Genomic DNA, 26,017 nt, shown 5'->3' on the forward strand with positions numbered 1-26,017 from the left:
GCCCGGATGGCCGAACCGACGGTATGGACATCGAAGAGGGCGGACTCACCGTCTCCGTCCCGGAGGCCCGCGACGGCGCCAGCGAGGGCACCGGCGGCGGCGTCTTCTTCAACCCGACCCAGGAGCTGAACCGCGACGTGACGGTCGCGACGCTGCGCGCCTACCGCGACCGCGAGCCGCGCGCGGCCTCGTACCTCGACGCGATGGCCGCCTCGGGGATCCGGGGCGTCCGCGCGGCCGCCGAGGGGTACCGTGTCACCTGTGCCGACGTCGACGACGAGGCGGTCGAGCTCGCCGCCGCGAACCTCGACGCCAACGACCTCGACGGCGAGGCGGTCCACCGCGACGTCAACGCCCTGCTGTACGACGAGGGGCCGTTCGACGTCGTCGACCTCGACCCCTACGGCACGCCGATCCCCTTCGCGGACGCGGCGTTCGCGAACGGGCGCAACCTGGTCTGCGTCACCGCCACCGACACCGCGCCGCTGTGCGGCGCCCACCTCAACAGCGGCATCCGGAAGTACGGCGCCGTCCCGCGGAACACCGACTACCACCCGGAGATGGGGCTCCGGACGCTGATCTCTGCCTTGGTCCGGACCGCCGCGCGCTACGACAAGGCGGCGACGCCGATCCTCTCGCACGTCTCCCGGCACTACGCGCGGACCTACCTCGAACTGGAGTCGGGCGCCCGCGCGGCGGACGACTGCCTCGATGGCGTCGGGTACGTCGACCACTGCGAGGACTGCCTCTGGCGCGCGGCGACGCCGGGGCACGTCGCCGACCCGGTCGACGCCTGCCCGGAGTGCGGGGGCGACCGCGTCCTCACGGCCGGCCCCATCTGGCTCGGGCCGGTCGCCGACCCCGACTTCGCGCGCGCGGTCCGCCGCGAGGTGACCGACGACATGGGCGAGGCGAAGCGCGCGCGCAAGCTCTTGAGCACCGTCGCGCGCGAGCTCGACACCCCCACGCACTACGACCAACACCGGCTGTACAAGCAGTGGGGCGAGCCCGCCATCGGGATGGACGAGTTCGTCGAGCGCCTGCGCGCGGCCGGCCACGAGGCGAGCCGCGCGCACTACCGCGGCACGGCGGTCAAGAGCACGGCCTCCATCCCCGAGATGCGCGAGGCGGTCCTCGGCGACGACGCGGACTGACGGCGCCGCTCCCGGCGTGGGCCTCGTCGCGCGGCCGCCACCCTCTCGCTTTTGTCGCGGTCGGCCGAAGGGCGGGGCGTGTCCCGACACTCGCGCACCGCGTTCGGCACGGTCCGGCGCGTCGCCGACCTCGCGATCGACCGGCAGGTGACGTTCCTCGCGGCCGCCATCGCCTACTACGCGTTCGTCTCGCTCGTCCCCGCGCTCCTGCTACTCGTCGTCGTCGCCACCGCGGTCTTCGGCGAGACCATCGCCGCGCAGCTGGTCGCGGCGACCGGTGACTTCCTCACGCCGGCCGGGGAGGAGGCGGTCGTCCTCGCGGTCTCCTCGGCCGGCGGCCGGACCGGCGCGAGCCTGCTCGGCGTCGGCGTGCTGCTCTGGTCGACGCTGAAGGTGTTCCGCGGGCTCGACACGGCGTTCGTCTCGCTGTACGGCGGCGACCAGACGCCCGGGTTCCTCAAGCAGGTCGCCGACGCCGCCTCGGTCGTCGTCGGCGTCGGCGTCGGCCTCGGCGCGATGGTCGCGGTCGGCGCGTTCGTCGCGGCCGCGGACGCGCTCCCCTTGGTCGAGACCGCGAGCGTCCTCGCGCTCCCCGTCCTCCTCGCGGTCGTGTTCCTCCCGATGTACTACCTCCTCCCGCAGCCGGCGGTCGGCGTCCGCGAGGCGCTACCGGGCGCGGCGTTCGCGGCCGTCGGCTGGACGCTGCTCCAGGCCGGGTTCCAGGTGTACGCCGCGGGCGCCGCGCAGTACCAGGTGTACGGCGTCATCGGCGGGATCCTCCTCCTCGTCACCTGGCTGTACCTCGCGGCGGTCGTCGTCGTCCTCGGCGGCGTGGTCAACGTCGTGCTCGCCGACCGCGGCGACGGCGGTGAGGACCGACCGACCGACTGGGACGCCGGCCCCGCCGGCCTCCCGAACGACGCCGCGGACCGGCAGTTACAACAGGACCGCGACCGACCCACGGGTATGAACGGCGAGTCGGACCCCGACGGGGACGACGGCGAACGGCCGCGCGGCGCGCCGGACGTCGCCGCCCTCGAAGCGGAGGTCCGCGAGCTGCGGTCGCAGCTCGACGAGTTCGAGGACGACGTGGAACGCCGCACGGTCGACAAGCCGGAGGTCGAGTCGGAGCTGAAGCGGTACGTCCGCTCGCGGATGCGGCGGGGTCACGCCCGCGGCTGGGGGCCGTACCTCGTGCTGCTGTACGGCACCGTGCTGACGCTCGCGGCGCTGACCTCGCTTCAGGGGATCTACGCGGTCGGCGCCATCGTCGTCCTCGGGCTGTCGACGCTCGGGCTGTACACGATATTCGTCGTCGTCGGCATCGGCCTCAACCTGATCGAGACGCCCGGCAAGGCGCTCGACTACGCCCGCCGCCGCGGCGATGACTGACGCGGCGACCGCCGCGCTCGCGACGAACTCCGGGGTGACCGACCCGTGATCGGGATCGTCGCCGCCGAGCGCGGGCTCGGCGAGACCGCGGTCGTCGACGCCCTCCCCGAGTTCGTCGTCGTCCTCTTCGCGGCCGTCACTCACCTCGCGGACCCGTGGTTCCTCTTCGCGCTGCTCGCGGTCGGCTACTGGTTCGCGAGCGAGGGGGTCGCGGGGTCGCCGCGCCGCGCCGGCGCGACGGCCATCGCGGCCGTCACCTGCGCGTACGCCGCGACGGCGCTCGGGAAGGCGTGGTTCGCGGTCCCCCGACCGCCCGGCGCGATGCCGCCCGCCGACGTGCCGACGTGGCTCCCCACGCTGCTGACCGGGTGGTACGAGGCGCAGGTGCTCTCGGACGGGTTCGGCTTCCCGAGCGGCCACGCCACCGGCGGCGCGGCCGCGTACCTCGCGCTGGCGCTGCTGTACGACCGGCTCTGGACGGACCGCGCCCGCTACCTCGCCGCCGGGGCGGTCGCGGTCGCCGTCGCGGCCTCGCGGGTGGTCATCGAGGTACACTACCTCGTCGACGTGCTCGCAGGACTCGCCGTCGGCGCGGGGACGGTCGCCGTCGCGCTGTGGCTGGCCGGCGACCCGCGGGTCCGCCGCTCGGCGAGCGCGGAGACGGCCGCCGGCCCCACCGCCGACCTGAATCCCGCGCCGGCGTTCCTCCTCGCGGCGGTCGTCTCGACCGGCGCGCTGGCCGTCGCCGTCGCCGGCGGGTACACCGGGGAGGTCGTCGAGGCGGGGATCGGGATCGCCACCGGCGCCGGCGGCGCGGTCGGCTGGCGGCTCGTCGAGGGCGACGAGCCCGCGGTCCCGGTCCGGGTCGCGGTCCCGGCGCTGGCGGTCACGGGCGGGCTCTGGGTCGGCGCCTACGCGCTCGCGGGGACGCTCCCCGTGACGCTGGTCGCGACCACCGCCGCCGTGGTCGCCGTCGTCGCGCTGCCGGCGCTGCCCCAATACGCGGGCCGGACGGCCTGAGCGGTCTCGACGTTCGTCCACGCGCCGTAGCGGCCCAGCCGGACGTACCGAGGTCTGTCTGGGAGCGTGACGGCGAACCGCGAAAAAATCGAAGGCGAGTCGAACGAGTGCTGTGCGCCGAGCGGCCGCGTCGTCGCCTCAGAAGGTCTCCAGGTAGCGGTCCTCCTCCCACTGCGACACCTGGGTGAGGTACTCGCTGAACTCCTGGGACTTCGCCTCGGCGAACTTCTCGGAGGTGTGGGGCCCGAGCGCCTCCTGGAGCACCTCGTCGGCCTCCAGCTCCTCGACGGCGGCGCCGAGGTTCGGCGGCAGCGTCTCGATGCCGTACTCCTGGCGCTTCTCGTCGTCGAACTCGTAGATGTCCTCGCGGACCGGGTCGCCGGGGTCGGCGCCGGTCTTGATCCCGTCGAGGCCGGCGGCGATGAGCGACGCCATCCCGAGGTAGGGGTTACAGGACGGGTCGGGGCTGCGGACCTCGAAGCGCGCGGAGACGCCCGCGGCGTCGGGGACGCGGACGAGCGCCGAGCGGTTCGTGTCGGACCAGGCGACGTAGATCGGCGCCTCGTAGCCGGGCACCAGCCGCTTGTAGGAGTTCACCGTCGGGTTCGTTACGGCCGTGAACGCGGGCGCGTGGTTCAGGATGCCGCCCATGAACTGGTAGGCGGTCTCGCTCAGGTTGAACTCGTCGTCGTCGTCGGCGAACGCGTTGCCGTCCTCGTCGAACAGCGAGATGTGGCTGTGCATGCCCGAGCCGTTGATGTCGGCGATGGGCTTGGGCATGAACGTCGCGTGGAGGTCGTGCTGCTCGGCGACGGCACGGACGACGGCGCGGAACGTCGCGATGTTGTCCGCGGTCGAGAGCGCGTCGTCGTACTTGAAGTTGATCTCGTGTTGGCCCTCGGCGACCTCGTGGTGCGAGGCCTCGATCTCGAAGCCCATCTCTTCGAGGGTGAAGATGATCTCCTTGCGCACGTCCGAGGCGAGGTCCTTCGGCGCGAGGTCGAAGTAGCCGCCGTTGTCGTGCGGGATCGTGGTCGCGTTGCCGTCCTCGTCCTTCTCGAACAGGAAGAACTCCGGCTCCGGACCGATCGAGACGGAGTAGCCCATCTCCTCGGCCTCCGCGAGGACGCTCTTGAGCACCTGCCGCGGACCGCCGGCGAACGGCTCGCCGTCGGTGTCGACGATGTCACAGATGAGCCGCGCGGCGCCGCTGTCGCCGTCGCCGTCGCTGCGCCACGGGAGCACCGCGAACGTGTCGGGGTCGGGGACGAGCCGCATGTCCGACTCCTGGATACGCACGAACCCCTCGATGGAGGAGCCGTCGAAGTAGATCCCTTCGGTGAACGCCTTCTCCGCCTGGTGGGCGGGCACGGAGACGTTCTTCACGACGCCGAGGATGTCGGTGAACTGTAGCCGCAGGAAGTCGACGTTCTTCTCTTCGATCTCGTCGAGGACAGCCTGTTCCTCGGCCGTGAGGCCGCCGTCCGGTTTCGCTTGTTCGTCCGTCATGTTCTGGACGTTTGATTCGTTATCTGCCAGTATAAAGGCCTTATCGCTTGGCGCATGAACCGCCGGACAGGCAAAACTGCTGGACGTTCGTAAAATTCTAAACCCCCGAAAGCGTGGTTGGGTGTGATGACGTACGAAAACCTCGACGCGAAGCTCATTAACTCGCTGCTCAGCAACGGCCGCGCGAGCCTCCGGAGCCTGGGCGACGAGCTCGACGTGTCCGTGACGACCGTCTCGAACCACCTCCGCGACCTCGAAGAGGAGGGCGTGATCCGCGGGTACACGCCCGTCGTCGACTACGACAAGCTCGGTTACGACGTGACCGCGGTGCTCCAGCTCAAAGTCGAGGGGAGCGCGCTGCCGGACGTCACCGAGAAGCTGCGCCAGGAGAAGCAGATGGTGAGCGTCTACGAGGTCACCGGCGACTACGACGTGATCGCCATCGGGAAGTTCACCGACACGGACGGCATGAACGACCAGATCAAGTCGATCCTCACGGACGCGGACATCCGCGAGTCGAACACGAGCGTCGTCCTCAACGCGGTCACGGAAAACGAGCAGTTCGACCTCGACGTCGAGGAGTAATTCGCCCCGGATTCGGACCGATTCCCCGCCTACCGCTCTCGCCGCTCCGCCGCCGCCTCCAGGACCTCAACCGCCGGGAGCGGCTCGCCGGTCAGCGCGCGGATGTACGCGCCGCCCGCGATGGAGACGTGCGAGAAGTCGTCCTCGCTCAGGCCGTACATCTCGATGGCGCGCGAGGTGTCGCCGCCGCCGACGACCGAGAAACAGTCCGTCTCGGCGATGGCCTCGAGGACGCCGACGGTGCCGTCGGCGAACCGCTCGTCCTCGAAGACGCCGAGCGCGCCCTTCACGAAGACGGCGTCGGACTCGCGGATCGCCGGCTCGTAGTCGGCGACCGTCGCGGCGCCCACGTCGAGGAACGCCTCCCGCTTCTCCTCGATGTCGTCGACGGCGACCTCGGCGCGGTCGCCGTCGGCCCCCTCGTACGCGAGGTCGCTCGCGAGCCGGACCGCGTCGCCGCGCTCGTCGAGGACCGACTCGATCAGCTCGCGGTTCCCCTCCCACTGCTCGTCGAACAGGTCCATCTCCCCCACGTCGCGCCCGACGGGGTGCCCCGCGGCGCGCAAGAAGAGCTCGCCGGCGACGCCGCCGAGGAGGAAGCGGTCGACCGTCTCGTCTAAGGCGTCCATCACGCCGATCACGTCCGTCGCCTTCGTCCCGCCGACGACCATCGTGACCGGCCCGTCGAACTCCCGGGTCGCGATGGCGGTGTTGGCCTCGTACTCGGTCTCCATCACGCGGCCCGCGTACGCGGGGAGGGCCAGCGGGAAGCCGACCAGCGAGGCGTGCTTCCGGTGGGCCGCCGAGTACGCGTCGTTGACGTACGCGTCGAAGCGCGGGGCCAGGGTCCGGACGAACTCGGTCTCCGCCTTCTCCTCCGGCGACGCCTCCGGGAGCTCGTCCTCGCACATCCGGGTGTTCTCCAGTAAGAGGACCTCGCCCGGGCCGAGCGCGTCGATGGCGTCCAGCGCCGCCTCGCCGTACGTGTCCGCCACGAACGCCACGTCGCGGCCGACGTGGTCGGCGAGGATATCTGCGTGACCGGCGAGCGACGTGAAGTCGTCGCGGCCCGGGCGTCCCTGATGGGCCATGAGGACGACGCGGTGACCGGCGTCGGCCAGCTCGCGGACGGTCTCGGCGTGGCGCTCGAAGCGGCGGTTGTCCTGCGGCTCACCGTCCTCGATGGGGGAGTTGAGGTCCAGTCGGACGAGGACGCGACTGTCTGCCGGGAGGTCGTCGATGGTGTCGAAGGTGGGCATGGGTGAACGGTCGTCGATGGGTCACTTAAGCGGTGGCGCTCCGGGGCGCGGTGCCGTCGGGAAGCGGTTCGGGGCCGGGCGGGAGGCCGCGCTTACGCCTCGTCGTGGACGTACGCGGCCATGTCGAGCATCCGGTTCGAGAAGCCGTACTCGTTGTCGTACCAGGTGAGGATCTTCAGCAGCTTCCCGCCGGCGACGACGTTCGTCGACTGGAGGTCGACGTAGCTGGAGAAGGGGAGGCCGACGATGTCGGAGGAGACGACCTCCTCGTCGGTGTAGCCGAGGACGCCCGCGAGCGGGCCGGAGTCCGCGGCGTCGCGGAAGGCCGCGTTGACCTCCTCCTCGGTGACCGTCTCGTCGAGGCTGACGACGAACTCGGTGATCGAGCCGGTGGGGACCGGGACGCGCATCGCCATCCCGTCGATCTTGCCCTCGAGCTGCGGGAGGACCTTCTGTGCGGCGCCCGCGGCGCCCGTCGACGTGGGGACGATGTTCTCCGCGGCGGCGCGCCCGCGGCGCCGCTTGCTCATCGGGCCGTCGATGAGGCTCTGGGAGCCGGTGTAGGCGTGGACGGTGGTGAGGGTGCCGGCGTCGATGCCGAACTCCGCGTCGAGCACCTTCGCGACCGGCGTGATGGAGTTCGTGGTACAGGAGGCGTTCGAGACCACGTCGTCGCCGTCGTACTCGTCGTGGTTGACGCCGTAGACGAGCTGTTTTACCGGCTTCTCGCCCTTCGGGGGCGCCGAGATGATCACGGTGTCCGCGCCGCCGTCGAGGTGCGCGCTCGCGTCGTCGCGGGTGCGGAAGACCCCGGTACACTCTAAGGCGACGTCGACGTCGAGCTCGTCCCAGGGGAGGTCCGCGGGGTCCTGAACGTTGAACAGCGGGACCGACGTGCCGCCGACCGTCAGCTCGTCGCCGTCGCGCTCGACGCCGTCGAGCCGACCCATGACGGTGTCGTACTTCGCGAGGTATCCCATGTCGTCGAAGTCCATCACGTCGTTGATCCCGACGAGCTCGATCCGCGGGTGCTCTACCACCGCGCGGAACACGTTGCGCCCGATGCGACCGAAGCCGTTGAGCCCCACCCGCACGACCTCGTCGTCGCTCACGTCGTCACCGGCAGACAGATACGATTTACTCATGTTCGAAAAAGCCGAGACGCAACTACTTAAATCCGGCCCAGTCGCGCCGAGACCGTCATAATCGTTGGAATTTGTTACGCTCGGTGTCGCCGATCGCCGGCGCGGTCGGCCGAGCGCCGGCGCCCGACGCCGACCGCCGGTCCCCCGGCACGGGGCGGATAGCGGCCGATACGGCGACCGACAGAAGGCTTATCGGGGTCACCGACTTCACAGAAGGTATGGACAGAGACGACCGCGACGATCCGTTCGGAGACTTCTTCGAGGAGATCGAGCGGATGATGAACGAGATGGCCAACGCGGACGCCCCGTCGGCCGACGACGCCGGGTTCGGCTCCGACACCCACGTCGACGCGTACACCACCGAGGAGTCGGTGCGTCTCGTTGCCGACCTCCCCGCCGTCTCGAAGGACGACCTCTCGCTGCGCTGCGACGGCGACGCGCTCACCATCTCCGCGGTCTCCGACCGGCGCGAGTACGACGAGACGGTCGAGCTCCCCGCCCCCGTCGACGAGCACTCCGCGGACGCGACGTTCAACAACGGCGTCCTCGAGGTCTCGTTCGACCGCGACGACGACAGCGCGTCGATCGACCTGGTCTGAGTCCGCGGCCGCTCGCCGCCGCTCCGTTACTCCCCGTTCGCCGTCCGCCGGATCAGCGCCGCGAACCGGTCGTAGAAGCCGTCCTCGTACTTCGTCGCGGCGTCGACGGTCGGCCGCGCGTTCGTCTCGTTGACGACGAGCCGGTCGCCCGTCGCGAGCAGGTCGACGCCGAGGTAGTCGATCCCGAGCGTCGCGGCCGCGCGCTCGGCGAGGTCGCGCGCCTCGGGGTCGAGGTCGACGCCGCGGGCGGTCGCGCCGCGGTGGACGTTGTGCTTCCACCGGCCGGCCGCGAGCGCGTCGTCGTCGAGGACGCGCTCGACCGCCCCGGCGTACGCGCCGTCGACGACCATCGCCCGGTAGTCGCGCGCGTCGGGGAGGTACTCCTGGATCAGGAACGACTTGTCGCCGGTGGCGCGGTAGTCGTGGATCAGGTTCAGGTAGTCGACGACGCCGAGCAGGGAGTCGAGGTCGGTCGCGGTCGCGACGCCGACGCCGCGGGTCGCGGAGTTCGGCTTCACGACGACGGGATAGGAGAACTCCGCGGCGGCGTCGACGACGGCCGACTCGTCGACGGGGTTCGACACGAGCGTCGTCTTCGGCGTGGGCAGGCCCGCGGCAGACAGCGTGGCCAGCACGCCCGCCTTGTTCCGCGAGGTCACGACCGCGTCCCGGCCGTTCACCCACGGGACGCCGAGGCGCTCGTCGACGACCGCGCCCTCCATCAGGCGGGTGGGGTAGACGAGCCCCACGTCGAAGCCGGCGAACTCGTCGGGGTCGGCCGGGACTCCCTCGCCGGTCTCGCCCTCCGAGACCCGCAGCGTCCGCTCTTTCGCCTGAACGTGGCCCACGTCGATGCTGCGGTCCGCGAGCGGCTCGCGCACGCGCTCGAACGTCTCCGCGTCGGTGGTCATCGCGAGCCGGAGCATACGCTCGCTGGGGCCCGTTCGGACTTAAGCGCGGTGCGAGCGCGACGACGGCGACACCGACACGTTACGGTAGGCGCGAGGTCGCCGGCGCGTAGCGCCGGCTGTCAGAGAATCTCCGATCCTCGCTGGAGTCGCTGACCCCCGAAGCGAAGCGGAGGGTGCCAGCGATGAGGCTGGGAAGGCGTGAGGGGTGCTGTGCGGGCTTTGGAGGTCTTTGCCGCCGACCCCGAGAAACGACTTACTGTAAGTGGCCTTCCTCGCGGAGCTGTTCCGCCTCGCTCTTCTCGTAGCGCCACGAGATGTCGGCCTTCTCGTCCTGCCAGTCCCACGGCTCGACGAGGACGATGTCGTCTTCGCGGATCCACACGCGCTTCTGCATGCGACCGGGGATGCGGGCGGTTCGCTGTTTCCCGTCCGCGCAGCGCACCTTGACCCGGTTCGCGCCGAGCATCTCGACGACCTCCGCGAACACCTCGTCGTCGTCGGGCATCCGGAGGTCGTTCCGACCGCCGCCGTCTCCGTTGCTCATGCGTACGCGGTGATACGCGCTCGTCGAAATAAAAGGGCCGCTCTCCGCCGGAGCGCGCATCCGCCCCTTTTAAGCACGACCGTCGACCACCCGACGACATGCGTGACACGCTCGGACTCGAAGGCATCGCCGGCCTCCTCGCCGTCGTCGTCGCCGTCGGTATCATCGCCGTCCGCGACCCGGTCATCGCCGGGGCGATGATGGTGCTGATCGCCGGCCTCGCGCTGATCGCGAAAGGACTCGTCGACACCGCCATGCGGTCGTTCGGACTGAAGTGACGCCGCCGCGGTCGTCCCGAGCGCGGAATCCCGGCGTCCCGAAAGAGTCATAATCACCGACCGTTCCCCTCCGGTATGGTCGAAGTACCCGCCGTCGCGGTCGAACTCGTCGAACTCTTCGCCGTCACCGTCGGCGCCGGCGCGGCCGCCGCGGTCGGCGTCGTGCTCGAACGGTTCGGGCTCTCCGCGGTCTCGGGCGGCGACCTCGTGCTCGGCGCCTGGGCCGTCGGCATGGGACTGCTCGCGCTGTACGTCGGACTCGTCGGGCTCGGCTACGAGCAGGCGCTCCCGCGGCTGCGTCGGCTCGCGAGCGGCGAGTAGGACCCACTTCTCCCCTCGGTCCCGCACGCCCTCCGAGCGCTCACAGCTCTCCGTCGGCCGCCAGCTCGCGCACCCGGGCCGCGCGCTCGCGGATCGACTCCCACTCCGCGTCGTCCTTGTCGTCGACGTGCGAGTACATCAGCCCCATCCGCCCGGTGCCGCGCAGGGTCTCCTCGTTCTCCTTCAGGAAGTCCCAGTAGAGCGCGTTGAACGGGCAGGCGCCCTCGCCCGTGGTCCGCGAGACGGCGTACGGGCAGTCCGCGCAGTGGTCGCTCATGCGGTTGACGTAGCTCCCCGAGGAGGCGTACGGCTTCGAGGAGAGCACGTCCGTGCCGAACGACCCCATCGCGACGACGTTCGGCGTCGTCACCCAGTGGTACGCGTCGACGAACCCGAGGTGGAACCACTCGTTCAGTTCGGTCGGGTCGGCGCCGTACACCAGCGCGAAGTTCGACAGCACCATCAGCCGCTCGATGTGGTGGGCGTAGCCGTACTCGCGGACGTGGTCGACCGCCTCGGAGAGACACCGCATGTCGGTGTCGCCGTCCCAGTACGCGGGCGGCAGGTCCCGGTCCTGTCCCAACTGATTCGCGTCGGCCAGCTCCGGCATCGCCTCGCGGTAGACGTGCCGCACGAACTCCCGCCAGCCGATCACCTGCCGGACGTACCCCTCCGCGGCGTTGAGCGGGACGGGCGCCGGGTCTGTCGACTCTGCCGATTCCGCGCCGTCGGCGTCGTTCGCGCCGTCCCCGCCGTCGCCGAAGTCGTCGAGCGACGCCGTCGCCCCGCCCGACGCGCCGTGCTCCGCCGGGTCGTACCCGCCCGGCTCGACCCCGCGCTCCGCGTAGGCGCGCTCGACCGCCCGGACCGGCTCGCGCGGGTCGAGCAGCCCGAGGTTGATCGTCGGCGAGAGCACCGAGTGCGAGAGGAACGGCTCGCCGGCGACCATCGCGTCCTCGTAGCGGCCGAACGCGGGCAGCCCGTCGCGGACGAACGCGTTCAGCGCCTCCAGGGCCTCCCCGCGGGTGACCGGCCACGCGAACTCGTCGAGCGAGTCGTTGCCCCACGTGTCGAACCGGTCGCACACCCACGCGTGGGTCTCGCGGGTCAGCTCGTCCGGCTCGAACGTCGGCCGCGCCGGCGGCTCCCAGTCGTCCGGCGGGGTCTCCTGGTTCAGGTCGTCGTAGTTCCACTCCCCGCCGACCGGGTCGCCGTCGTCCATCAACACGCCGGTCTCGCGGCGGACGTGTCGGTACCAGTTCTCCTGTCGGTAGCTCCGCTCGGCGGCGCCGTCGTCGCCGACGAGCGGTCCGTCGTCGCTCCCTCTCGACTCCCCCGCCCACTCGCGCCAGTCGGCCGGCGTCGTCCAGAACAGTTCGTTGTCGACGAGGTCGAGGGTCCCGCCGCGCTCGGCGACAAGCTCGCGGAGTCGCTCGCCGGCGCCGTGGCTCGCTGGGCGCATGAGCCGCAGTCGCGGGCCGTCGCCGCCGTCTCCTCCGCTCGGGTCCCGCTCCGCGAAGAACTCGTCGAGCCCCTCGCCGAACGACTCGGCCCGCACGTAGGTCACGTCGTGGCCGCGCTCGCGGAGCTCGTCGCGGAAATGCCGCATCGCCGCGAACACGAGCGTCAGCTTGTGGGCGTGGTACGGCCTCCGGTCGGCGAACCCGTGGGCCTCGATCAGCAGCACGTCGTCGGCCGCGTCGAGGACGTCGAGGTCGGGGTTGAGCTGGTCGCCGAGCAGCCAGCAGGTCGTCCGGTCGCTCACGGTCCCAATTCACGGGCGCCACCGACATAGCTCCGGCGGCGCCGCGGATTTCCCGATCGCCGAGCGTCTAGCACCGCCGCGGCATCCGCGGCTTTTTGTCGCCCCCGCGTGTCGGGCGGGTCATGGACGAGATCCTCACGAACTGGCTGCTCGGCCTGATCGCCGCCCTCCTCGCCGTCTTGGTGCTCGACTCGACCGGCCAGTCTTTCCTCGCGCCGCTGGCGCCGGTCGCGAACGTGCTCGCGCTCGTGACGTTCCTCGCGTTCGTGATCCTCACCGGCGCGTTCCTCGTGTACACCGCGTCGTTCCGCAACTGACGCGCCGACGCCCGCCGGCGGTCTGACCGATTCCCCGCGTCCTCCGCCGCCGCGCGTAGCTTTTTGCCGCGCCTCGCACTGATCGAGGCATGGAGTACACGACGCTCGGGAACACAGGGACGACCGTCTCGAAGATCTGCCTCGGCTGCATGAGCTTCGGGGACCCCGACTGGCGCGAGTGGGTCCTCGACGAGGAAGAAGGGAAAGAGCTGGTCGAGCGCGCGATCGAGCTCGGCGTGAACTTCTTCGACACCGCCAACATGTACTCGAACGGCGAGAGCGAGCGCGTCCTCGGCGAGGCGCTCGACGGCTACGACCGCGACGAGTTCGTCGTGGCGACGAAGGGGTACTTCCAGATGGACGAGTCGAACCCGAACTCGGGCGGGCTCTCGCGGAAGGCGATCGAACAGGAGCTGTCGAACTCTCTCGACCGGCTCGGCACCGACACGATCGACCTCTACCAGATCCACCGCTGGGACGACGACACCCCGATCGAGGAGACGCTGGCCGCGCTCGACGACGCGGTGCGGCGCGGCGACGTGCGATACGTCGGCGCCTCCTCGATGTGGGCCCACCAGTTCGCGGAGTCGCTCCGCGTCAGCGAGCGCGAGGGCTACGAGCGGTTCGCCACGATGCAGAACCACTACAACCTCGCGTACCGGGAGGAGGAACGCGAGATGCTCCCGCTCTGCGAGAAGGAGAACGTCGGCGTGATGCCGTGGAGCCCGCTCGCGCGCGGCTACCTGACGCGCCCCCACGAGGAGGTGGACGCCACCCTCCGCGGCGAGACCGAAGAGCACCTCTACGCGCACCCGTACCGCGAGGGCGGCGGGCGCGAGGTCAACGAGCGCGTCGAGGAGCTCGCCGCCGAGAAGGGCGTGAAGATGGCGCAGATCGCCCTGGCGTGGCTGTTCCACAAGGAGTGGGTCGACACGCCCATCGTCGGGACGACCAGCGTCGAACACCTCGAAGACGCGGTCGAGGCGCTCGACGTCGACCTCTCCGACTCGGACGTCGAGTGGCTCGAAGCGCCGTACGAGCCGGTCCGCGTCTCCGGCCACGAGTAGGAACGACGGGCGCGGACGGCCGCCGTCCGCGGCCTAAATGGTGTTTTAGGGATATGCCGGCAAGCTATTTGTGTGGTAAACAATAGCACGCACCTATGAGCGATGACGGCGACCGCTCCGCGGTCCGGTCGAGCACGGAGTACGCCCGCGCCCGGAGGCGGTGTCCGAACTGCGGCGACCGCGTGCCCGCGGCCGGCCGGAACACGGAGGCCACGGAGTGTCCGAACTGTCACCGCATGGTCCGGACCTGACGACCGGCGAGGCCGCTCGACGACGACGTATAAATACACCGTCGCGGACGCCACGGCAACCCTTTTCGGCGGCGCCGCCGAACCGTGGCGCATGGCAGACGACGACGCCACCGACCCCGAGAACGGCGAGGCCGGCGAACAGGGCGACGCCGCCGACGGCGACGACGGCGAGGAAAAGTCCTTCCGCGAGCGCGTCGAAGAGATCCGCGAGCGACGCGAGCAGGAGCGCGAGGAGGGCGACCGCCCCGACCCCGAGGAGATGATGGGCGGCGGCGGCCCGCCGGGGATGGGCGGTGGCGGCGGCGGTAACCCCTTCGCGCAGATGATGTCCGGCATGATGGGCGGCGGCGGTCCCGGCGGCGCGGGCGGCCCCCCCGGCATGGGCGGCGGCCCCGGCGCGCAGGGCGAGCAGGGCCCCCGCGGCGACGACGGCGGCAACGAGGAGCTCGTCCGCGAGGTGCGCCAGCTCCGCGACGAGGTCCGCGACGCGACGCGCCAGCTCCAGCGTATCGCGCAGGCGCTCGAAGACGACTGAGCCGCCGACAGTTCCCCGCGCCGTCTTCCTCCGCTTTCGGCTCCCGAACAGCGGCCCGTCCGTCGGTCTTCTGGACAGTAGCGGTGCGCCCGAGGAGATCCGCGTGCCGCAAAAAATCCGCGTCGCCGACCGCTCGTTACCGCCGTTGCCCGTCTAACACTCCGACCAGCCGCACGACTCGCACGTCTTACAGCCCTCGGAGTAGTAGAGGTTCATGCCGCCGCACTCGGGGCACTCGGGCGACTCGCCCGCCGCGATGAGCTCCTGCGTCGAGTCGTCCGCGCCCGCGGCGTCGTCCTGCGCCGCCGGCCCGGGGCCGCTCGGAGCGTCGGTCGCCGTGCCGGCGTCGACCGCGCCGCCGTCGGTCTGGCTCGGGCGACCGGCGCCCGACGCGGCCTCCTCGACGTCGTCGAGGCTCTGTTGCTGGGGGATCCCCTTGTCGACGTCGTCGTCGAGGTAGCGCCGCAGCGCGGTGCCGATGGCGTCCGGGATCGACTGGATCTGCTCGCCTTTGTCCCAGGCGACCTTCGGGCTCCGGGTGCCCTGAAGCTCGTCGACGATCTCCTCGGGGTCGACGCCGGAGCGCAGCGCCGTCGAGATGACCTTCGCGAGCGCCTCCGTGAAGGAGTTGGTGTAGCCGCCGGAGTGGCCGATGTTCGCGAACAGCTCGAACGGCAGCCCGTTCTCGTCCTCGTTGATGGTGACGTACAGCTTGCCGTAGCCCGTCTCGACGCGCTGCGTGACGCCGTTCAGGGAGTCGGGACGCGGGCTGCGCTCGCTGTAGTCGATCCGGGGCTGCTCCGTCGCCTCGAGGAGGTCCGCGACCTCGGCGTCGATCGCCGCGCGGACGTCCTCGTTGTCGAGGAACGCCTCGACGCCGCCGAACACGTCGTTGATCTGCTCGACGATGGTCTCCGCGGCCTCGGTCTCGTCGGCGAACTCGGTGTTCTGCGCGCGCGTCGTGAGCACCTGCTTCGAGCGGGTGCCGTCGCGGTAGTAGGTGACGCCCTTCCCGCCGTTCTCGTAGATGTACTCGAAGACCTCCTTGGCGTCGCCGAGCGTGGAGTCGTTCGGCGCGTTCACCGTCTTCGAGATGGCGGAGTCGACACCCTTCTGACAGGCGACCTGGACGCCGGCGTGGTCCTTCGCGGAGAGGTCGCCGGTGACGACGAACAGCTCGCCGATCGCGTCCGGCACCGTCTCTAACCCCTCGACGCCGTCGAACGCGTTCTCGGCCATCTGCTCTTGGGCCTCCTGCTTGACCGCGTCGACGTCGACGTCGTTGGCCTCCAGGGTGCGCAGGAAGTAGTCGTCGAACTCGACGAGCATCTCGTCGCCCTGGACGTCGTCGGAGACGTTCTTGTAGTAGGCGACGTTGTAGATGGGCTCGCAGCCGCCGGTCGTGTTGCCGATCATCGACGTCGTGCCCGTCGGGGCGATCGTCGTCGTGTTGTGGTTGCGGATCGGGAAGCCGTCTTCCCACTCGTCGGCGTCGAGCCCGGTGTAGTGCTCGAACCAGTCGCGGTGTTCGGTCGGGTTCGCGTACTTCGAGTCCGCCCAGTCGTTGAACGTCCCGCGCTCCTCGGCGAGCTCGTGGGAGGCGAGCTTCGACTCGTGGTTGATGTGGGTCATCAGCTGCCGGGCGATCTCGTTGCCCGACTCGGAGCCGTAGCGGACGCCGAGCTGGACGTACAGCTGCGCGAGCCCCATGATCCCCAGCCCGATCTTCCGCATGTCCCGGACCTTCTGTTCGATCTCCGGGACTGGGAAGTCGGACATCGTGACGACGTTCTCGAGGAAGCGCGTGCCGTACGCGATCCGCTCGTCGAACTCCTCGAAGTCGATCGCCTCGTGTAAGAACGCCTCGACGGCGTCCGCCTCGGAGTCGTACTCGTCGGCGTGCTCGTCGGACCAGACGCGCCAGTCCGGCGCGTCGAGGTCGGCGAGCGTCGAGAGGTTGATGTGGCCGAGGTTACACGCCTCGTACTCTTCGAGGGGCTGCTCGCCGCAGGGGTTCGTCGCGAGGATCCGGTGGTCCGGGTGCTCCTCGACGTCGAAGGAGTGCTCCTTGTTGATCCGCTCGAGGTAGACGACGCCCGGCTCCCCGTTCTCGTGGGCGCCCTCGATCATGTGGTCCCAGATCTCGGCCGCCGGGACGGAGAGCTCCTCGCCGACCTCGACGTGCTCGCCGAGGCCGAACATGTCGTACAGCTCCTTCGTCTCCGGCGTCGCGACGTGGGGCTCCTCGGTGCGCGGGTTGGTGAAGGTGAACTCCTCGTCGTTCTCCAGCGCCTCCATGAAGTCGTCCGTGACGCCGACGCTGATGTTGAAGTTCGAGAGGTGGCCCTCGACGGCGTTCCGGAGGTGCTCGGGAACCTTCCCGTCCTCGTCGATGAGGTCGCGGGCTTCCTCTAAGGCGTCCGCGAAGGAGTTGTGGGTGAAGTCGTCGGGGTCGTTCAGGCGCAGCGAGTGGGCCAGGGAGACGTCCTTGTTCTTCGCGTGGATGAACTGGATGACGTCGGGGTGCGAGATGCGCATGACGCCCATCTGGGCGCCGCGGCGCGCGCCGCCCTGCGCGATGGTCTCGCACATCTGGTCGAACGTCCGCATGAACGTGATCGGCCCGGACGCGATGCCGCCGGTGGAGCCGACGGAGTCGCCGTACGGGCGGAGCTGCCAGAACGCGTACCCCATGCCGCCGCCGGACTGGAACACCTCGGCCGCCTCCTTGGCGGTCTGGTGGATGTCGGTGATGTCGTCGCCCGGCGAGTCGACGAAGCAGGCGGAGAGCTGCTGGAGCTCGTCGCCCGCGTTCATCAGGGTGGGGGAGTTCGGCATGAACGAGAGCGACTCCATCCCCTGCCGGAACGTCTCCGCCGTCGCCTCGACGTGGTCGCGCACGTCCTCGGGCAGCTCGGGGACGACCGTCTCGTACGCGAACTTGTTGACGTTGTGAGCGGTGAGCGTCGTCTCCGCGTCGTCCGCTGCGGTCGTGCCCGCGCCGAAGACCTCCTCGGCGAGCTCGTCGCGTCGCGGGTGGTCGGGCTTCAGCTGGTCGGGCGTGACGGTGACCTCGACGCCCTGCTTCTCCGCCTCGAAAACGGCCTCCGCGAGCGCGACGTTGCGCGCGACGCGGTCGAACAGCTCCTCCTGGTCTTCCGCCGGCTCGCCGTCCGCGTTCTTCCGGAGGTAGCGCGCGGGCAGGATGTTGTGGTAGGCGTTGCCCGTGAGCCGCTCCTCCATGGTGTCGCCCGTGGTGCGTTTGATCGGTAGCTCGACTCCGTCCGCGGTGACGCCGTCGCTGCTCATTCGGCGGCCACCCCGCTGGCTTGGCGTGGGATATGGGTCATCTGTAGTGTTGGTGTACTGGCGAGGCGGGCCCTTGTAGGTTCGGATGTTCGGACCCGCCCGGCATCTACATGTCCGATTCGGTATGTAACGTCGGTCCGGCGCGTCTGACGCTGACTACGGTACGTCGCCAAGGAACGGACTCCGTACACATAAGCATGGGTAGACCGGAGTGAAACTGGTCTCCGCACGACCAAACCGAGCGACAGAAGCGGCCTCCCACCGGAACAAAAGGGGGGTTGCTCGGCGGTGATTCTCGCGGTAACGACGGCCGCTCGTCCCTCTGTGTCCGTCGTCGAGCGGAGCGCGCGCCGTGCTCGACGCAGTTCTTGCCGCCGATATATCAACGATCGACAACTGGGTCCGCCCTCGTCCCACAAGCTTATGCCCGGCCTCGCCGTGACCCCGGACATGACCGCACCGTCGCTCGCGCTCGCGGGACTCGTCGCGCCGGCACAGGCCGCGCTGCTCGGCAGTCAGGTCGGCCAGCTGCTGGTCGCCTTGGTCGCCGTCGCGCTGATCATCGTCGTCGGCAAGTTCGTGTTAAAGCTCGCGTGGCGGCTCGTCACGATCGGTATCGTCGTCGTCGCCGCGTTCTACCTCCTGTCGACGTTGGGCGTCGTCTAAGAAATCGACGGGGAGCCGCCCCGCGAACGGCGCGGAACGGCGACGGGCGCTCGGCTTACTGGAACGCGGCGCCCGGCTCGGCCTCGTCGCGGTCGACCTCCGACCGCTTGAACCGCTGTTCTATCTCCTCGTAGCGCTCGCGCGTCTCGGGGGTGACGCTCGGGTTCACCTCGCGCAGCGCGTCCTCGAAGTGGGCCATCGTCACGCGGACGTTGCCGACGGACTCGCCGACCTCCTCCGGCGTGACGCTGCCGATGAACTCCCGGGAGGCGTTCATCGACGCCTCGCGGGCGACCGCCTCGATGTCGGCGCCCACGTAGCCCTCGGTCCTGCGCGCCAGCGCGTCGAGGTCGACGTCGTCCGCCAGCGGCTTGTCCCGCGTGTGGACCTCGAAGATCCGGCGGCGCGCCGTCTCGTCGGGGACGGGCACGTGGACGTGCCGGTCCAGCCGCCCCGGGCGCAGCAGCGCCGAGTCGATGAGGTCCGGGCGGTTCGTCGTCGCGATGACGACCACGTCCTCCAGCGATTCGAGCCCGTCGAGCTCCGTCAGCAGCTGGGAGACGACGCGCTCGCCGACGCCGGAGTCGCCGGAGTTCTTCCCGCGCTCGGTGGCGATCGAGTCGATCTCGTCGAAGAACACGATCGTCGGCGCGTTCTCCCGGGCCTTGCTGAACACCTCGCGGACGCCCTTCTCGGACTCGCCCACGTACTTGTTCAGCAGCTCCGGCCCCTTGATCGAGATGAAGTTCGACTCGCTCTCGTTGGCGACCGCCTTCGCGAGCAGGGTCTTCCCCGTGCCCGGCGGGCCGTACATTAGGACGCCCTTGGCGGCCTCCATGTCAAGCTCCTCGAACACCTCGGGGTACTCCAGCGGCCACTGGATCGTCTCCCGGAGCCGCTCTTTGGTGTCTTCGAGCCCGCCGACCTGGTCCCAGCTGACGTCCGGGACCTCGACGAACACCTCGCGGAGCGCGGAGGGCTCGATGCCCTTCATCGCCTCCTTGAAGTCCGCCTCGGTCACCTGGATGCTGTTCAGCACGTCGGCGTCGATCTCGTCGCTCTCGAGGTCGATCTCCGGGCGGATGCGCCGCAGCGCGTGCATCGCGGACTCCTTCGCGAGCGACTCTAAGTCGGCCCCGACGAAGCCGTGGGTGTTCTCGGCGTACTCGTCTAAGTCGACCCCCTCGGTCAGCGGCATGTTCCGCGTGTGGACCTGGAGGATCTCCTTGCGGCCGTCGCGGTCGGGGACGCCGACCTCGATCTCGCGGTCGAAGCGGCCGCCCCGGCGGAGCGCCTGGTCGATGGCGTCGACGCGGTTCGTCGCCCCGATGACGACGACCTCGCCGCGCTCCTCGAGCCCGTCCATCAGCGAGAGGAGCTGGGCCACGACGCGGCGCTCCACGTCGCCGCCGGCCTCCTCGCGCTTGGGCGCGATGGAGTCCAGCTCGTCCATGAAGATGATCGCCGGCGACTCCTCGGCCGCCTCCTCGAACACCTCGCGGAGCTGCTCTTCGCTCTCGCCGTAGTACTTCGACATGATCTCCGGGCCGGAGATCGTGTGGAAGTTCGCGTCGATCTCGTTGGCGACCGCCTTCGCGATCAGCGTCTTCCCCGTGCCCGGCGGGCCGTGGAGCAGGACGCCCTTCGGCGGGTCGATGCCGAGGCGCTTGAACAGCTCCGGGTGCCGCATGGGCAGCTCGATCATCTCGCGGACCTGTTCGAGCTCGTCGTCGAGCCCGCCGATGTCCTCGTAGGTGACGTCGGGGCCCTCGCCGGTGCCGCCGGCGGTGTCGCCGCGGTCGGCGATCTCCTCGGCGGATATCTCCGAGATCGAGATGTCGGTCTCGTCGGTGATGACGACCGTGCCGCCGGGGCTCGTCTCGGCGATCTTCATCGGGACCGCCTGCGACTGACCGCCCATCAGCCCGAAGCCGAGGGAGGTCCGGATCGTCTGCCCCTCGGTGACGGGCTGTCCGGAGAGCTTGTCGCGGATGAACGGGGCGATCTGTCCCCGCACCCGCAGCTGGCTCGGGAAGGCGATCGTCACCGCGTCCGCCCGCGAGACGTCGACGTCCTCGACGGTGACGCGGTCGTCGATCCCCACGTCGGCCTCCTGCCGGAGGCGGCCGTCGATGCGGATCACGCCGGTGCCGTCGTCCTCGGGGTAGCCGGGCCAGACGCGGGCGATCGCGGCCCCGTCGCCGCCCTCGACGCGGACGATGTCCCCGCCGGAGAGCCCGAGCTCCTCGGCCGCGACGCGGTCGATCGCCGCGAGGCGGCGACCGGCGTCCTTCTGTTTCAGCGGCTTGACGGTCAGCTTCATCGCTCGCCCTCCACGGTGAGCACGCCGTTGTTCACGGCCGCGTCGACGGCCGTCCCCGGCAGCTCGAACTCCGATTCGACCGGCCCGTCCGGTCCCTCCACGACGACGATCGCCGTCTCGCCGACGGTGTCGACGGTGACCGCGTCGTCGTCGGCCCCGAGGTCGGCGGCGACGATCCACTCGTCGTCGTACTCGTACCGGCGCAACAGCGCGCCGTCGCCGGTCGATCGGGTCTGTATGTGATTCATCCTAACTACGAGTTAGTCGCACAGCTATATAAACTTGTCGCTCAAAATCGCATGACGTGAGTGTTTCCGATCGTATCGGTAGTGTAGCGGTTCGGACTGGATCGCCCGGCGATCGGCCGCCGTCGAGCGATCGGATCCGCGGCCGGTTCGGGTCGCCGATCCGCGCGGCGGCCCCTCCGGCGTTTATACCGTTCGCCGCCGAACCGCCCGGACATGGAACGGGTCACCCACGACGGCCGCGAGACGGCGTACCGCCGCTTCGACCGCGGCGGCGACGGACCGACGGTCTGTCTCGTCCACGGCAGCGGCGGCACGAAGGACGTCTGGAAGTCGCAGGCGCGGCTCGCGGACCGCTTCCCCGCGGTCGCGGTCGACCTCTCCGGGCACGGCGACAGCGGCGACGCGACGGCGTCCGCCGGCCGCGAGGCGCTCGACGCGTACGCGGACGATGTCGTCGCGGTCGCCGAGGCGACGGACGCGACCGTCCTCTGCGGGAACTCGCTCGGGGGTGCGGTCGCGCTGTGGGTCGCTTTAGAGCGGGACCTCGCGCTCGACGGCCTCGTCCTCGCCGGCACGGGCGCGAAGCTCGCGGTGGCCGAACCGCTCCGCGACGCGCTCGCCGACGACTTCGAGCGGGCGGTCTCGCTGCTCCACGAGCCGGACCGGCTCTTCCACGACGCGCCCGCGGAGTACGTCGAGCTCTCCGAGGCGGCCATGCGCGCCTGCGGACGCGCAGTCACCGAACGCGACTTCCTGACGTGCCACCGGTTCGACGTTCGGGACCGGCTCGACGAGGTCGCGGTCCCGGCGCTCGCGGTCGTCGGGGCGCACGACGGGCTCACGCCGCCGGCGTACCACGAGTACCTCGCGGCGGAGATCCCCGAGGGGGAGTGGAGCGAGGTCCCCGACGCCGCCCACCTCGCGATGCTCGAACGGCCGGCGGCGTTCAACGACGCGCTCGCGGGGTTCCTCGGCCGCCTGTAGTCGCCGCGGCCGCGCGGACCGCAGTCGCAGTCTCCGGTCACCGCGCGCACGCCCGCAACTCGGAGGCACCCTTTTAGGTCGCCCGCGCGTCGCGGAGCCACATGGTCGACAGCGACGAACGGGAGCCGGACACGGGTCGCGCGGACGGACCCGGGGCGCGGGCGGACGCCGCGGGCGCCCCCGCCGAGCCCGACATCGAGGACCTGCTCGCGAAGCTCGACGCCCTGAGCGACACCGTCGACGAGGGCCACGAGCGCGAGAAGGTCAGGCAGACCATCTCGCTCGTCGAGCGGATGCCCGGGACCGGCGCGCTCGCCGAGCGGATCACCAAGTACACCTCCCGGGACCTCGCCGAGTCGTTCGTCGGCGCGGTGCTCTTCGCGCTCCCCCTGCTCGTCGAGGGCGGCGTCTTCGAGATCGCGACCTGGTTCGCGGCGACGACCGTCGCGGGCGTCCCGGTCCTCCTGATCGGCCACGTGGGGTTCATCTTCGCCGCGACCGCCGGGCTCCTCTACTTCGCCGACTTCCGGCAGATCGCGATCAGACACCCGATCTTCGGGCTCATCCCCCGCCGGTACGCGGGCGTCCTCCTCGTTTCCCTGGCCACGTCGGCGAGCATGCTGCTGTTCTGGGGCCGGCTCCACGAGGGCGACCCGACCGCGCTCGAACGGGCCGGGCGGATCGCCGTCGTCTGGGCCGCCGCCGCGTTCGGCGCGGGGCTCGGCGACATCCTCCCCGGCGAGTCCCAGGGCGAGGACCTCGGGAAGTTCGACCTCGACATCGGCGACACCGAGTGACCCGTCGCGGTCGCGCGCAGCGGAGCGGTCGGCGGTCGCCGCGCGGTCTGACCGAATCCGGTCCGGGGGCGGATCCCGACTTTCCACAGCTTTTTCGCCGCGGCGACCCTACCCGTGTTCATGTCAGCGCTACGCGACGCGCTCCGGGACCTCCCGGACGCGGTGTTTGCGGACTTACTCGAATCGGACGACGGGTACGTCCTCGTCGTCGACCTCCCGGGCGCGGCCGCCGAGACGACCGAGGTGCTCGTCGAGGACGGGCGCATCGAGATCGAGGGCCGCCGCGAGAAGGCCGTCCCCGACGGGTTCGAGTACGTCCGCGAGGACCGCCCGCTGTTCCTCGACGCGGAACTCCCCCTCCCGACCGACGCCGACGGCGCCGGCGCCGACGCCGAGATCGACCGCGGCGTCCTCGAGATATCGGTCCCCAAGCGGGAGCGGGACGTCTCCCGGACCATCCCCGTCGACGACGCCGACGACGAGGGCGACGCCTGACGGGTGGTCACGCTGGTCAACCTTCGCGCCTACTGGCGGTTCGTCGTCGTTCTGCGGCGGTTCTCGCCGCTCATCATCGCCTACTGGCGTGACCGCCGGCGGTACTTCCTGTTCGGCGGGAGCCGCGAGGTCGACGCCGAAACCCAGCGCGAGCGCGCCGCGGTGCTGCTCGACATCCTGCTCACCCTCGGCCCGACGTTCATCAAGCTCGGCCAGATCCTCTCGACGCGGCCGGACATCCTCCCGCCGGCGTACATCGAGGTGCTGGAGGGGCTCCAGGACGACGTGCCGCCCGCGCCGTGGGAGGAGTCGAAGGTGGTCCTCGAAGACGAGTTCGGCCCGGTCGACGACGTCTTCGACGAGTTCGACCGCGACCCGATAAGCGGCGCCAGCCTCGGGCAGGTGTACACCGCCACCTACGACGGCGACGACGTCGCCGTGAAGGTCCGCCGCCCGGGCATCGAGTCGCTCGTCGAGGCCGACCTCCGGACGATCCGCTGGTCGATCCCCCTCATCAAGCGGTTCACCGGCGCCGGTCGGGCGTTCTCCTTGGAGAACCTCGCCGACGAGTTCGCCAAGACGATCCGCGAGGAGATGGACTACGCCCGCGAGCGGACGATGCTCGAAGAGATCCGCGACAACTTCGCCGACGAGGACCGGATCCGCATCCCGGAGACGTACGAGCCGGTCTCCGGCCCGCGCGTGCTCACGATGGAGTACGTCCCGGGCACGAAGATCAGCGACATCGACGCGCTCGACGGGGCGGGCCACGACCGGACGGAGGTCGCGGAGACGCTCCAGGAGGTGTACCTCCAGATGATCATCGAGGACGGCGTGTTCCACGCCGACCCGCACCCGGGGAACCTCGCGGTCGCGGACGACGGCGCCGTGATCTTCTACGACTTCGGGATGGCCGGCCGGGTCGACCCGTTCATCCAGGAGAAGATCGTCGAGTTCTACGTCGCGGTCGCGCGCCAGGACATCGACGCCATCCTCGACACCCTGATCTCGATGGGGACGCTCTCGCCGGAGGCCGACCGCGAGGTGATGGGCAACGTGATGGAACTGGCCATCGCGGACGCCAGCGGCGAGGACATCGAGCAGTACCAGGTGAACCAGATCATCGAGCAGGTGGAGTCGACCATCTACGAGTTCCCGCTGCGGCTCCCGCCGAACCTCGCTTTGGTCCTCCGGGTCGCCACCGTCGTCGAGGGGGTCTGCGTCACGCTCGACCCCGAGTTCGACTTCATTTCGACGGCGACCGACTACCTCCGCGAGGAGGGGTACTACGAGCAGACCGCCCGCGACCTCGCCGAGGACGCCGGTCGGCAGGTCCAGCGCACCACCGAGGCGCTGTTCACGGTGCCGCCGAAGGCCGACGAGTTCCTCGACCGCGCCAACCGCGACGACCTGACGGTCAACGTCGTGTTGGAGGACGACACGAAGGTGTTAGAGAAGCTGGCGATGCGGATCGCCTACTCCGTGCTGCTCGCCGTCGGCGTCCTCTCGGCGACGATCCTCTACTCGTTCGCCGAGAACTGGCGGCTCGCCGTCGTCGTCCTCGCGCTCGCGTCGCCGCTCGCGATCGCCCTCTACCGGTCGTTCCGGAAGAAGCGGGGCCTCCGCGCCACCCCGCAGTTCACCAGGCAGGGCATGAAGCAGCGACGCGACGACTGACCCCTTTCTCTCCCGGAAACGGGCCGATTCAGGCCTCTTCCGGCCGACAGATCCACACGTCTTCCGCCTCCTCGACCGCGTAGTCCCGCGCCGCCAGCCACTCGCGGAGGGCGGCGGGGCCGGACCCGGTCGCGGCGGCCTCCCCGCCCGCCTTCGCGTCCCCGGCCGCCGCCTCGGCGGCCTCGTGGACCTCCACGACGAGCAGCGGGCGGTGGGTCGCGAGCGTCGCCGTCGCGCCCCGGAGGACCGCGGCCTCGTTCCCCTCGACGTCGACCTTGATCGCGTCCGGCGGGGGGACGGTACCGACCCCGTCCGCCCCCTCGTCGACGACGCCCTCGACGAGGTCGTCGAGCCGGCGGACGGGAACGGACTCCGTGCCCGCGACGCTCGCGCCCCACCTGGTCGCCGACTCGCGGTCGAACGCGGAGCACTTCGAGAACGTCGAGCGGTAGAAGGTGAGCGTCGCGTTCGCGTCCCCGAGGCCGGCGCGTCTGAGGTCGATCCCAGCGCCGTCCCGGCCGCCGAGCCCGTTCCGGTCGGCGTTCCGCGCCAGCCGGTCCGCGCTCTCGCCGTTCGGTTCGAACGCGACCACCCGGCGGTCAGTGCCGAGCGCCAGCGGGATGGCGTGCTCGCCGACGTGCGCGCCCACGTCGAGGACCACGGCGTCGGTCGGCAGCCGATCGAGGGCCGCGAGCCCGGCGTCGTCGCCGTGCGGGTTCGTCGGCTCGTGGCTCCAGTAGGTGCCCGCGACCGTCCGCTTCGGGGTCGCGACGCCGAGCGCGTACGTCAGGTCGGCGAGCCGGTACAGCGTCCGGAAGCCGAGCCGCTCGACCCGGGCGCGCAGCGACGAGAGGGCCCGGCTCATC

General features: G+C 70.4%; 26 protein-coding genes. 16 read left to right on the forward strand and 10 right to left on the reverse strand.

Translation table 11 applies throughout. The features are described 5' to 3' along the window. The first annotated feature begins 23 nt into the window (after positions 1-23). The 3 genes from EXE44_RS09450 (at position 24) to EXE44_RS09460 (ending at position 3,566) form a co-directional block, all read left to right on the forward strand. On the forward strand, positions 24-1,154 hold the full coding sequence (locus EXE44_RS09450; RefSeq protein ID WP_137716938.1) for a tRNA (guanine(26)-N(2))-dimethyltransferase: 1,131 nt from the start codon (positions 24-26) through the stop codon (positions 1,152-1,154). Between the two features lie 78 nt (positions 1,155-1,232). Next, a complete protein-coding gene (locus EXE44_RS09455) occupies positions 1,233-2,546 on the forward strand; it encodes a YihY/virulence factor BrkB family protein (RefSeq protein WP_137716939.1) in 1,314 nt (437 codons plus the stop codon). Between the two features lie 45 nt (positions 2,547-2,591). Continuing rightward, positions 2,592-3,566: a phosphatase PAP2 family protein gene (locus EXE44_RS09460; RefSeq protein ID WP_137716940.1), complete on the forward strand. Its 975-nt coding sequence runs from the start codon at positions 2,592-2,594 to the stop codon at positions 3,564-3,566. Positions 3,567-3,704: 138 nt separating this feature from the next. Here EXE44_RS09460 and glnA read toward each other — a convergent pair whose 3' ends face one another. Then, positions 3,705-5,075, reverse strand: coding sequence for a type I glutamate--ammonia ligase (glnA, locus tag EXE44_RS09465; protein WP_053770537.1), 1,371 nt, complete (start codon positions 5,073-5,075; stop codon positions 3,705-3,707). A 126-nt stretch (positions 5,076-5,201) separates the two neighbouring features. Between glnA and lrp the strand changes: the two genes are divergently transcribed. Continuing rightward, the gene (gene lrp, locus EXE44_RS09470) at positions 5,202-5,660 is read left to right on the forward strand and encodes an HTH-type transcriptional regulator Lrp (RefSeq protein WP_004597351.1); all 459 of its coding nucleotides are present in this window, start codon (positions 5,202-5,204) and stop codon (positions 5,658-5,660) included. Positions 5,661-5,689: 29 nt separating this feature from the next. On the opposite strand, the gene EXE44_RS09475 is transcribed toward lrp, so the two are convergent. Both EXE44_RS09475 and gap read right to left on the reverse strand, forming a co-directional pair. Continuing rightward, positions 5,690-6,919, reverse strand: coding sequence for a phosphoglycerate kinase (locus tag EXE44_RS09475; protein ID WP_137716941.1), 1,230 nt, complete (start codon positions 6,917-6,919; stop codon positions 5,690-5,692). 92 nt (positions 6,920-7,011) lie between these two features. Continuing rightward, positions 7,012-8,064 (reverse strand): type I glyceraldehyde-3-phosphate dehydrogenase, encoded by a 1,053-nt coding sequence (gene gap / locus EXE44_RS09480; RefSeq protein ID WP_137716942.1) that lies wholly within the window; start codon positions 8,062-8,064, stop codon positions 7,012-7,014. 218 nt (positions 8,065-8,282) lie between these two features. Here gap and EXE44_RS09485 point away from each other — a divergent pair, with 218 nt between their 5' ends. Beyond that, positions 8,283-8,663, forward strand: a complete 381-nt coding sequence (locus EXE44_RS09485) for an Hsp20/alpha crystallin family protein (RefSeq protein ID WP_137716943.1) — start codon at positions 8,283-8,285, stop codon at positions 8,661-8,663. Between the two features lie 26 nt (positions 8,664-8,689). On the opposite strand, the gene EXE44_RS09490 is transcribed toward EXE44_RS09485, so the two are convergent. Beyond that, entirely contained in the window at positions 8,690-9,589 is a 900-nt protein-coding gene (locus EXE44_RS09490) for a RimK family alpha-L-glutamate ligase (protein WP_137716944.1), read from the reverse strand. A 238-nt stretch (positions 9,590-9,827) separates the two neighbouring features. Beyond that, entirely contained in the window at positions 9,828-10,118 is a 291-nt protein-coding gene (eif1A, locus tag EXE44_RS09495; RefSeq protein WP_004597376.1) for a translation initiation factor eIF-1A, read from the reverse strand. A 98-nt stretch (positions 10,119-10,216) separates the two neighbouring features. Between eif1A and EXE44_RS09500 the strand changes: the two genes are divergently transcribed. Next, positions 10,217-10,396, forward strand: coding sequence for a hypothetical protein (locus EXE44_RS09500; RefSeq protein WP_137716945.1), 180 nt, complete (start codon positions 10,217-10,219; stop codon positions 10,394-10,396). Positions 10,397-10,471: 75 nt separating this feature from the next. Then, complete coding sequence (locus EXE44_RS09505) at positions 10,472-10,717, forward strand: hypothetical protein (protein ID WP_137716946.1); 246 nt, start codon at positions 10,472-10,474, stop codon at positions 10,715-10,717. 40 nt (positions 10,718-10,757) lie between these two features. Here the strand turns inward: EXE44_RS09505 and EXE44_RS09510 are convergent, their stop codons facing one another. Continuing rightward, a complete protein-coding gene (locus tag EXE44_RS09510) occupies positions 10,758-12,482 on the reverse strand; it encodes a cryptochrome/photolyase family protein (RefSeq protein ID WP_137716947.1) in 1,725 nt (574 codons plus the stop codon). 122 nt (positions 12,483-12,604) lie between these two features. Between EXE44_RS09510 and EXE44_RS09515 the strand changes: the two genes are divergently transcribed. The 4 genes from EXE44_RS09515 to EXE44_RS09525 all read left to right on the forward strand — a co-directional run bounded on the left by EXE44_RS09515 (position 12,605) and on the right by EXE44_RS09525 (position 14,652). After that, positions 12,605-12,799, forward strand: a complete 195-nt coding sequence (locus tag EXE44_RS09515; RefSeq protein ID WP_137716948.1) for a hypothetical protein — start codon at positions 12,605-12,607, stop codon at positions 12,797-12,799. An 89-nt stretch (positions 12,800-12,888) separates the two neighbouring features. Further along, positions 12,889-13,866, forward strand: coding sequence for an aldo/keto reductase (locus EXE44_RS09520; protein ID WP_137716949.1), 978 nt, complete (start codon positions 12,889-12,891; stop codon positions 13,864-13,866). A 95-nt stretch (positions 13,867-13,961) separates the two neighbouring features. Then, positions 13,962-14,117, forward strand: a complete 156-nt coding sequence (locus tag EXE44_RS20735) for a hypothetical protein (protein ID WP_173229789.1) — start codon at positions 13,962-13,964, stop codon at positions 14,115-14,117. Between the two features lie 91 nt (positions 14,118-14,208). Further along, the gene (locus EXE44_RS09525) at positions 14,209-14,652 is read left to right on the forward strand and encodes a hypothetical protein (RefSeq protein ID WP_053770547.1); all 444 of its coding nucleotides are present in this window, start codon (positions 14,209-14,211) and stop codon (positions 14,650-14,652) included. Between the two features lie 153 nt (positions 14,653-14,805). Here EXE44_RS09525 and EXE44_RS09530 read toward each other — a convergent pair whose 3' ends face one another. Further along, positions 14,806-17,961, reverse strand: a complete 3,156-nt coding sequence (locus tag EXE44_RS09530; RefSeq protein WP_137716950.1) for an adenosylcobalamin-dependent ribonucleoside-diphosphate reductase — start codon at positions 17,959-17,961, stop codon at positions 14,806-14,808. 423 nt (positions 17,962-18,384) lie between these two features. On the opposite strand from EXE44_RS09530, the gene EXE44_RS09535 reads away from it, so the two are divergent. Next, a complete protein-coding gene (locus EXE44_RS09535) occupies positions 18,385-18,627 on the forward strand; it encodes a hypothetical protein (protein ID WP_121563037.1) in 243 nt (80 codons plus the stop codon). 55 nt (positions 18,628-18,682) lie between these two features. Here the strand turns inward: EXE44_RS09535 and EXE44_RS09540 are convergent, their stop codons facing one another. Then, entirely contained in the window at positions 18,683-20,950 is a 2,268-nt protein-coding gene (locus EXE44_RS09540; protein WP_137716951.1) for a CDC48 family AAA ATPase, read from the reverse strand. Beyond that, positions 20,947-21,198 carry an Hsp20/alpha crystallin family protein gene (locus EXE44_RS09545; RefSeq protein WP_137716952.1) on the reverse strand — a complete coding sequence of 84 codons (252 nt, stop codon included), beginning with the start codon at positions 21,196-21,198 and terminating at the stop codon, positions 20,947-20,949. The genes EXE44_RS09540 and EXE44_RS09545 overlap by 4 nt, the downstream gene beginning before the upstream one ends. 213 nt (positions 21,199-21,411) lie before the next feature. On the opposite strand from EXE44_RS09545, the gene EXE44_RS09550 reads away from it, so the two are divergent. The 4 genes from EXE44_RS09550 to EXE44_RS09565 all read left to right on the forward strand — a co-directional run bounded on the left by EXE44_RS09550 (position 21,412) and on the right by EXE44_RS09565 (position 25,151). Continuing rightward, on the forward strand, positions 21,412-22,182 hold the full coding sequence (locus EXE44_RS09550) for an alpha/beta fold hydrolase (RefSeq protein WP_137716953.1): 771 nt from the start codon (positions 21,412-21,414) through the stop codon (positions 22,180-22,182). Positions 22,183-22,283: 101 nt separating this feature from the next. Next, a complete protein-coding gene (locus EXE44_RS09555) occupies positions 22,284-22,979 on the forward strand; it encodes a DUF2391 domain-containing protein (RefSeq protein WP_137716954.1) in 696 nt (231 codons plus the stop codon). Positions 22,980-23,099: 120 nt separating this feature from the next. Further along, entirely contained in the window at positions 23,100-23,474 is a 375-nt protein-coding gene (locus EXE44_RS09560; RefSeq protein WP_121563032.1) for an Hsp20/alpha crystallin family protein, read from the forward strand. 3 nt (positions 23,475-23,477) lie between these two features. Further along, positions 23,478-25,151, forward strand: coding sequence for an AarF/ABC1/UbiB kinase family protein (locus tag EXE44_RS09565; RefSeq protein ID WP_137716955.1), 1,674 nt, complete (start codon positions 23,478-23,480; stop codon positions 25,149-25,151). Positions 25,152-25,179: 28 nt separating this feature from the next. Here the strand turns inward: EXE44_RS09565 and EXE44_RS09570 are convergent, their stop codons facing one another. Next, on the reverse strand, positions 25,180-26,016 hold the full coding sequence (locus EXE44_RS09570; RefSeq protein ID WP_137716956.1) for an FkbM family methyltransferase: 837 nt from the start codon (positions 26,014-26,016) through the stop codon (positions 25,180-25,182). Position 26,017 lies beyond the last annotated feature (1 nt).

The sequence above is a fragment of the Halorubrum sp. SS7 genome (assembly GCF_005435055.1).
Lineage (GTDB): Archaea > Halobacteriota > Halobacteria > Halobacteriales > Haloferacaceae > Halorubrum > Halorubrum salinarum.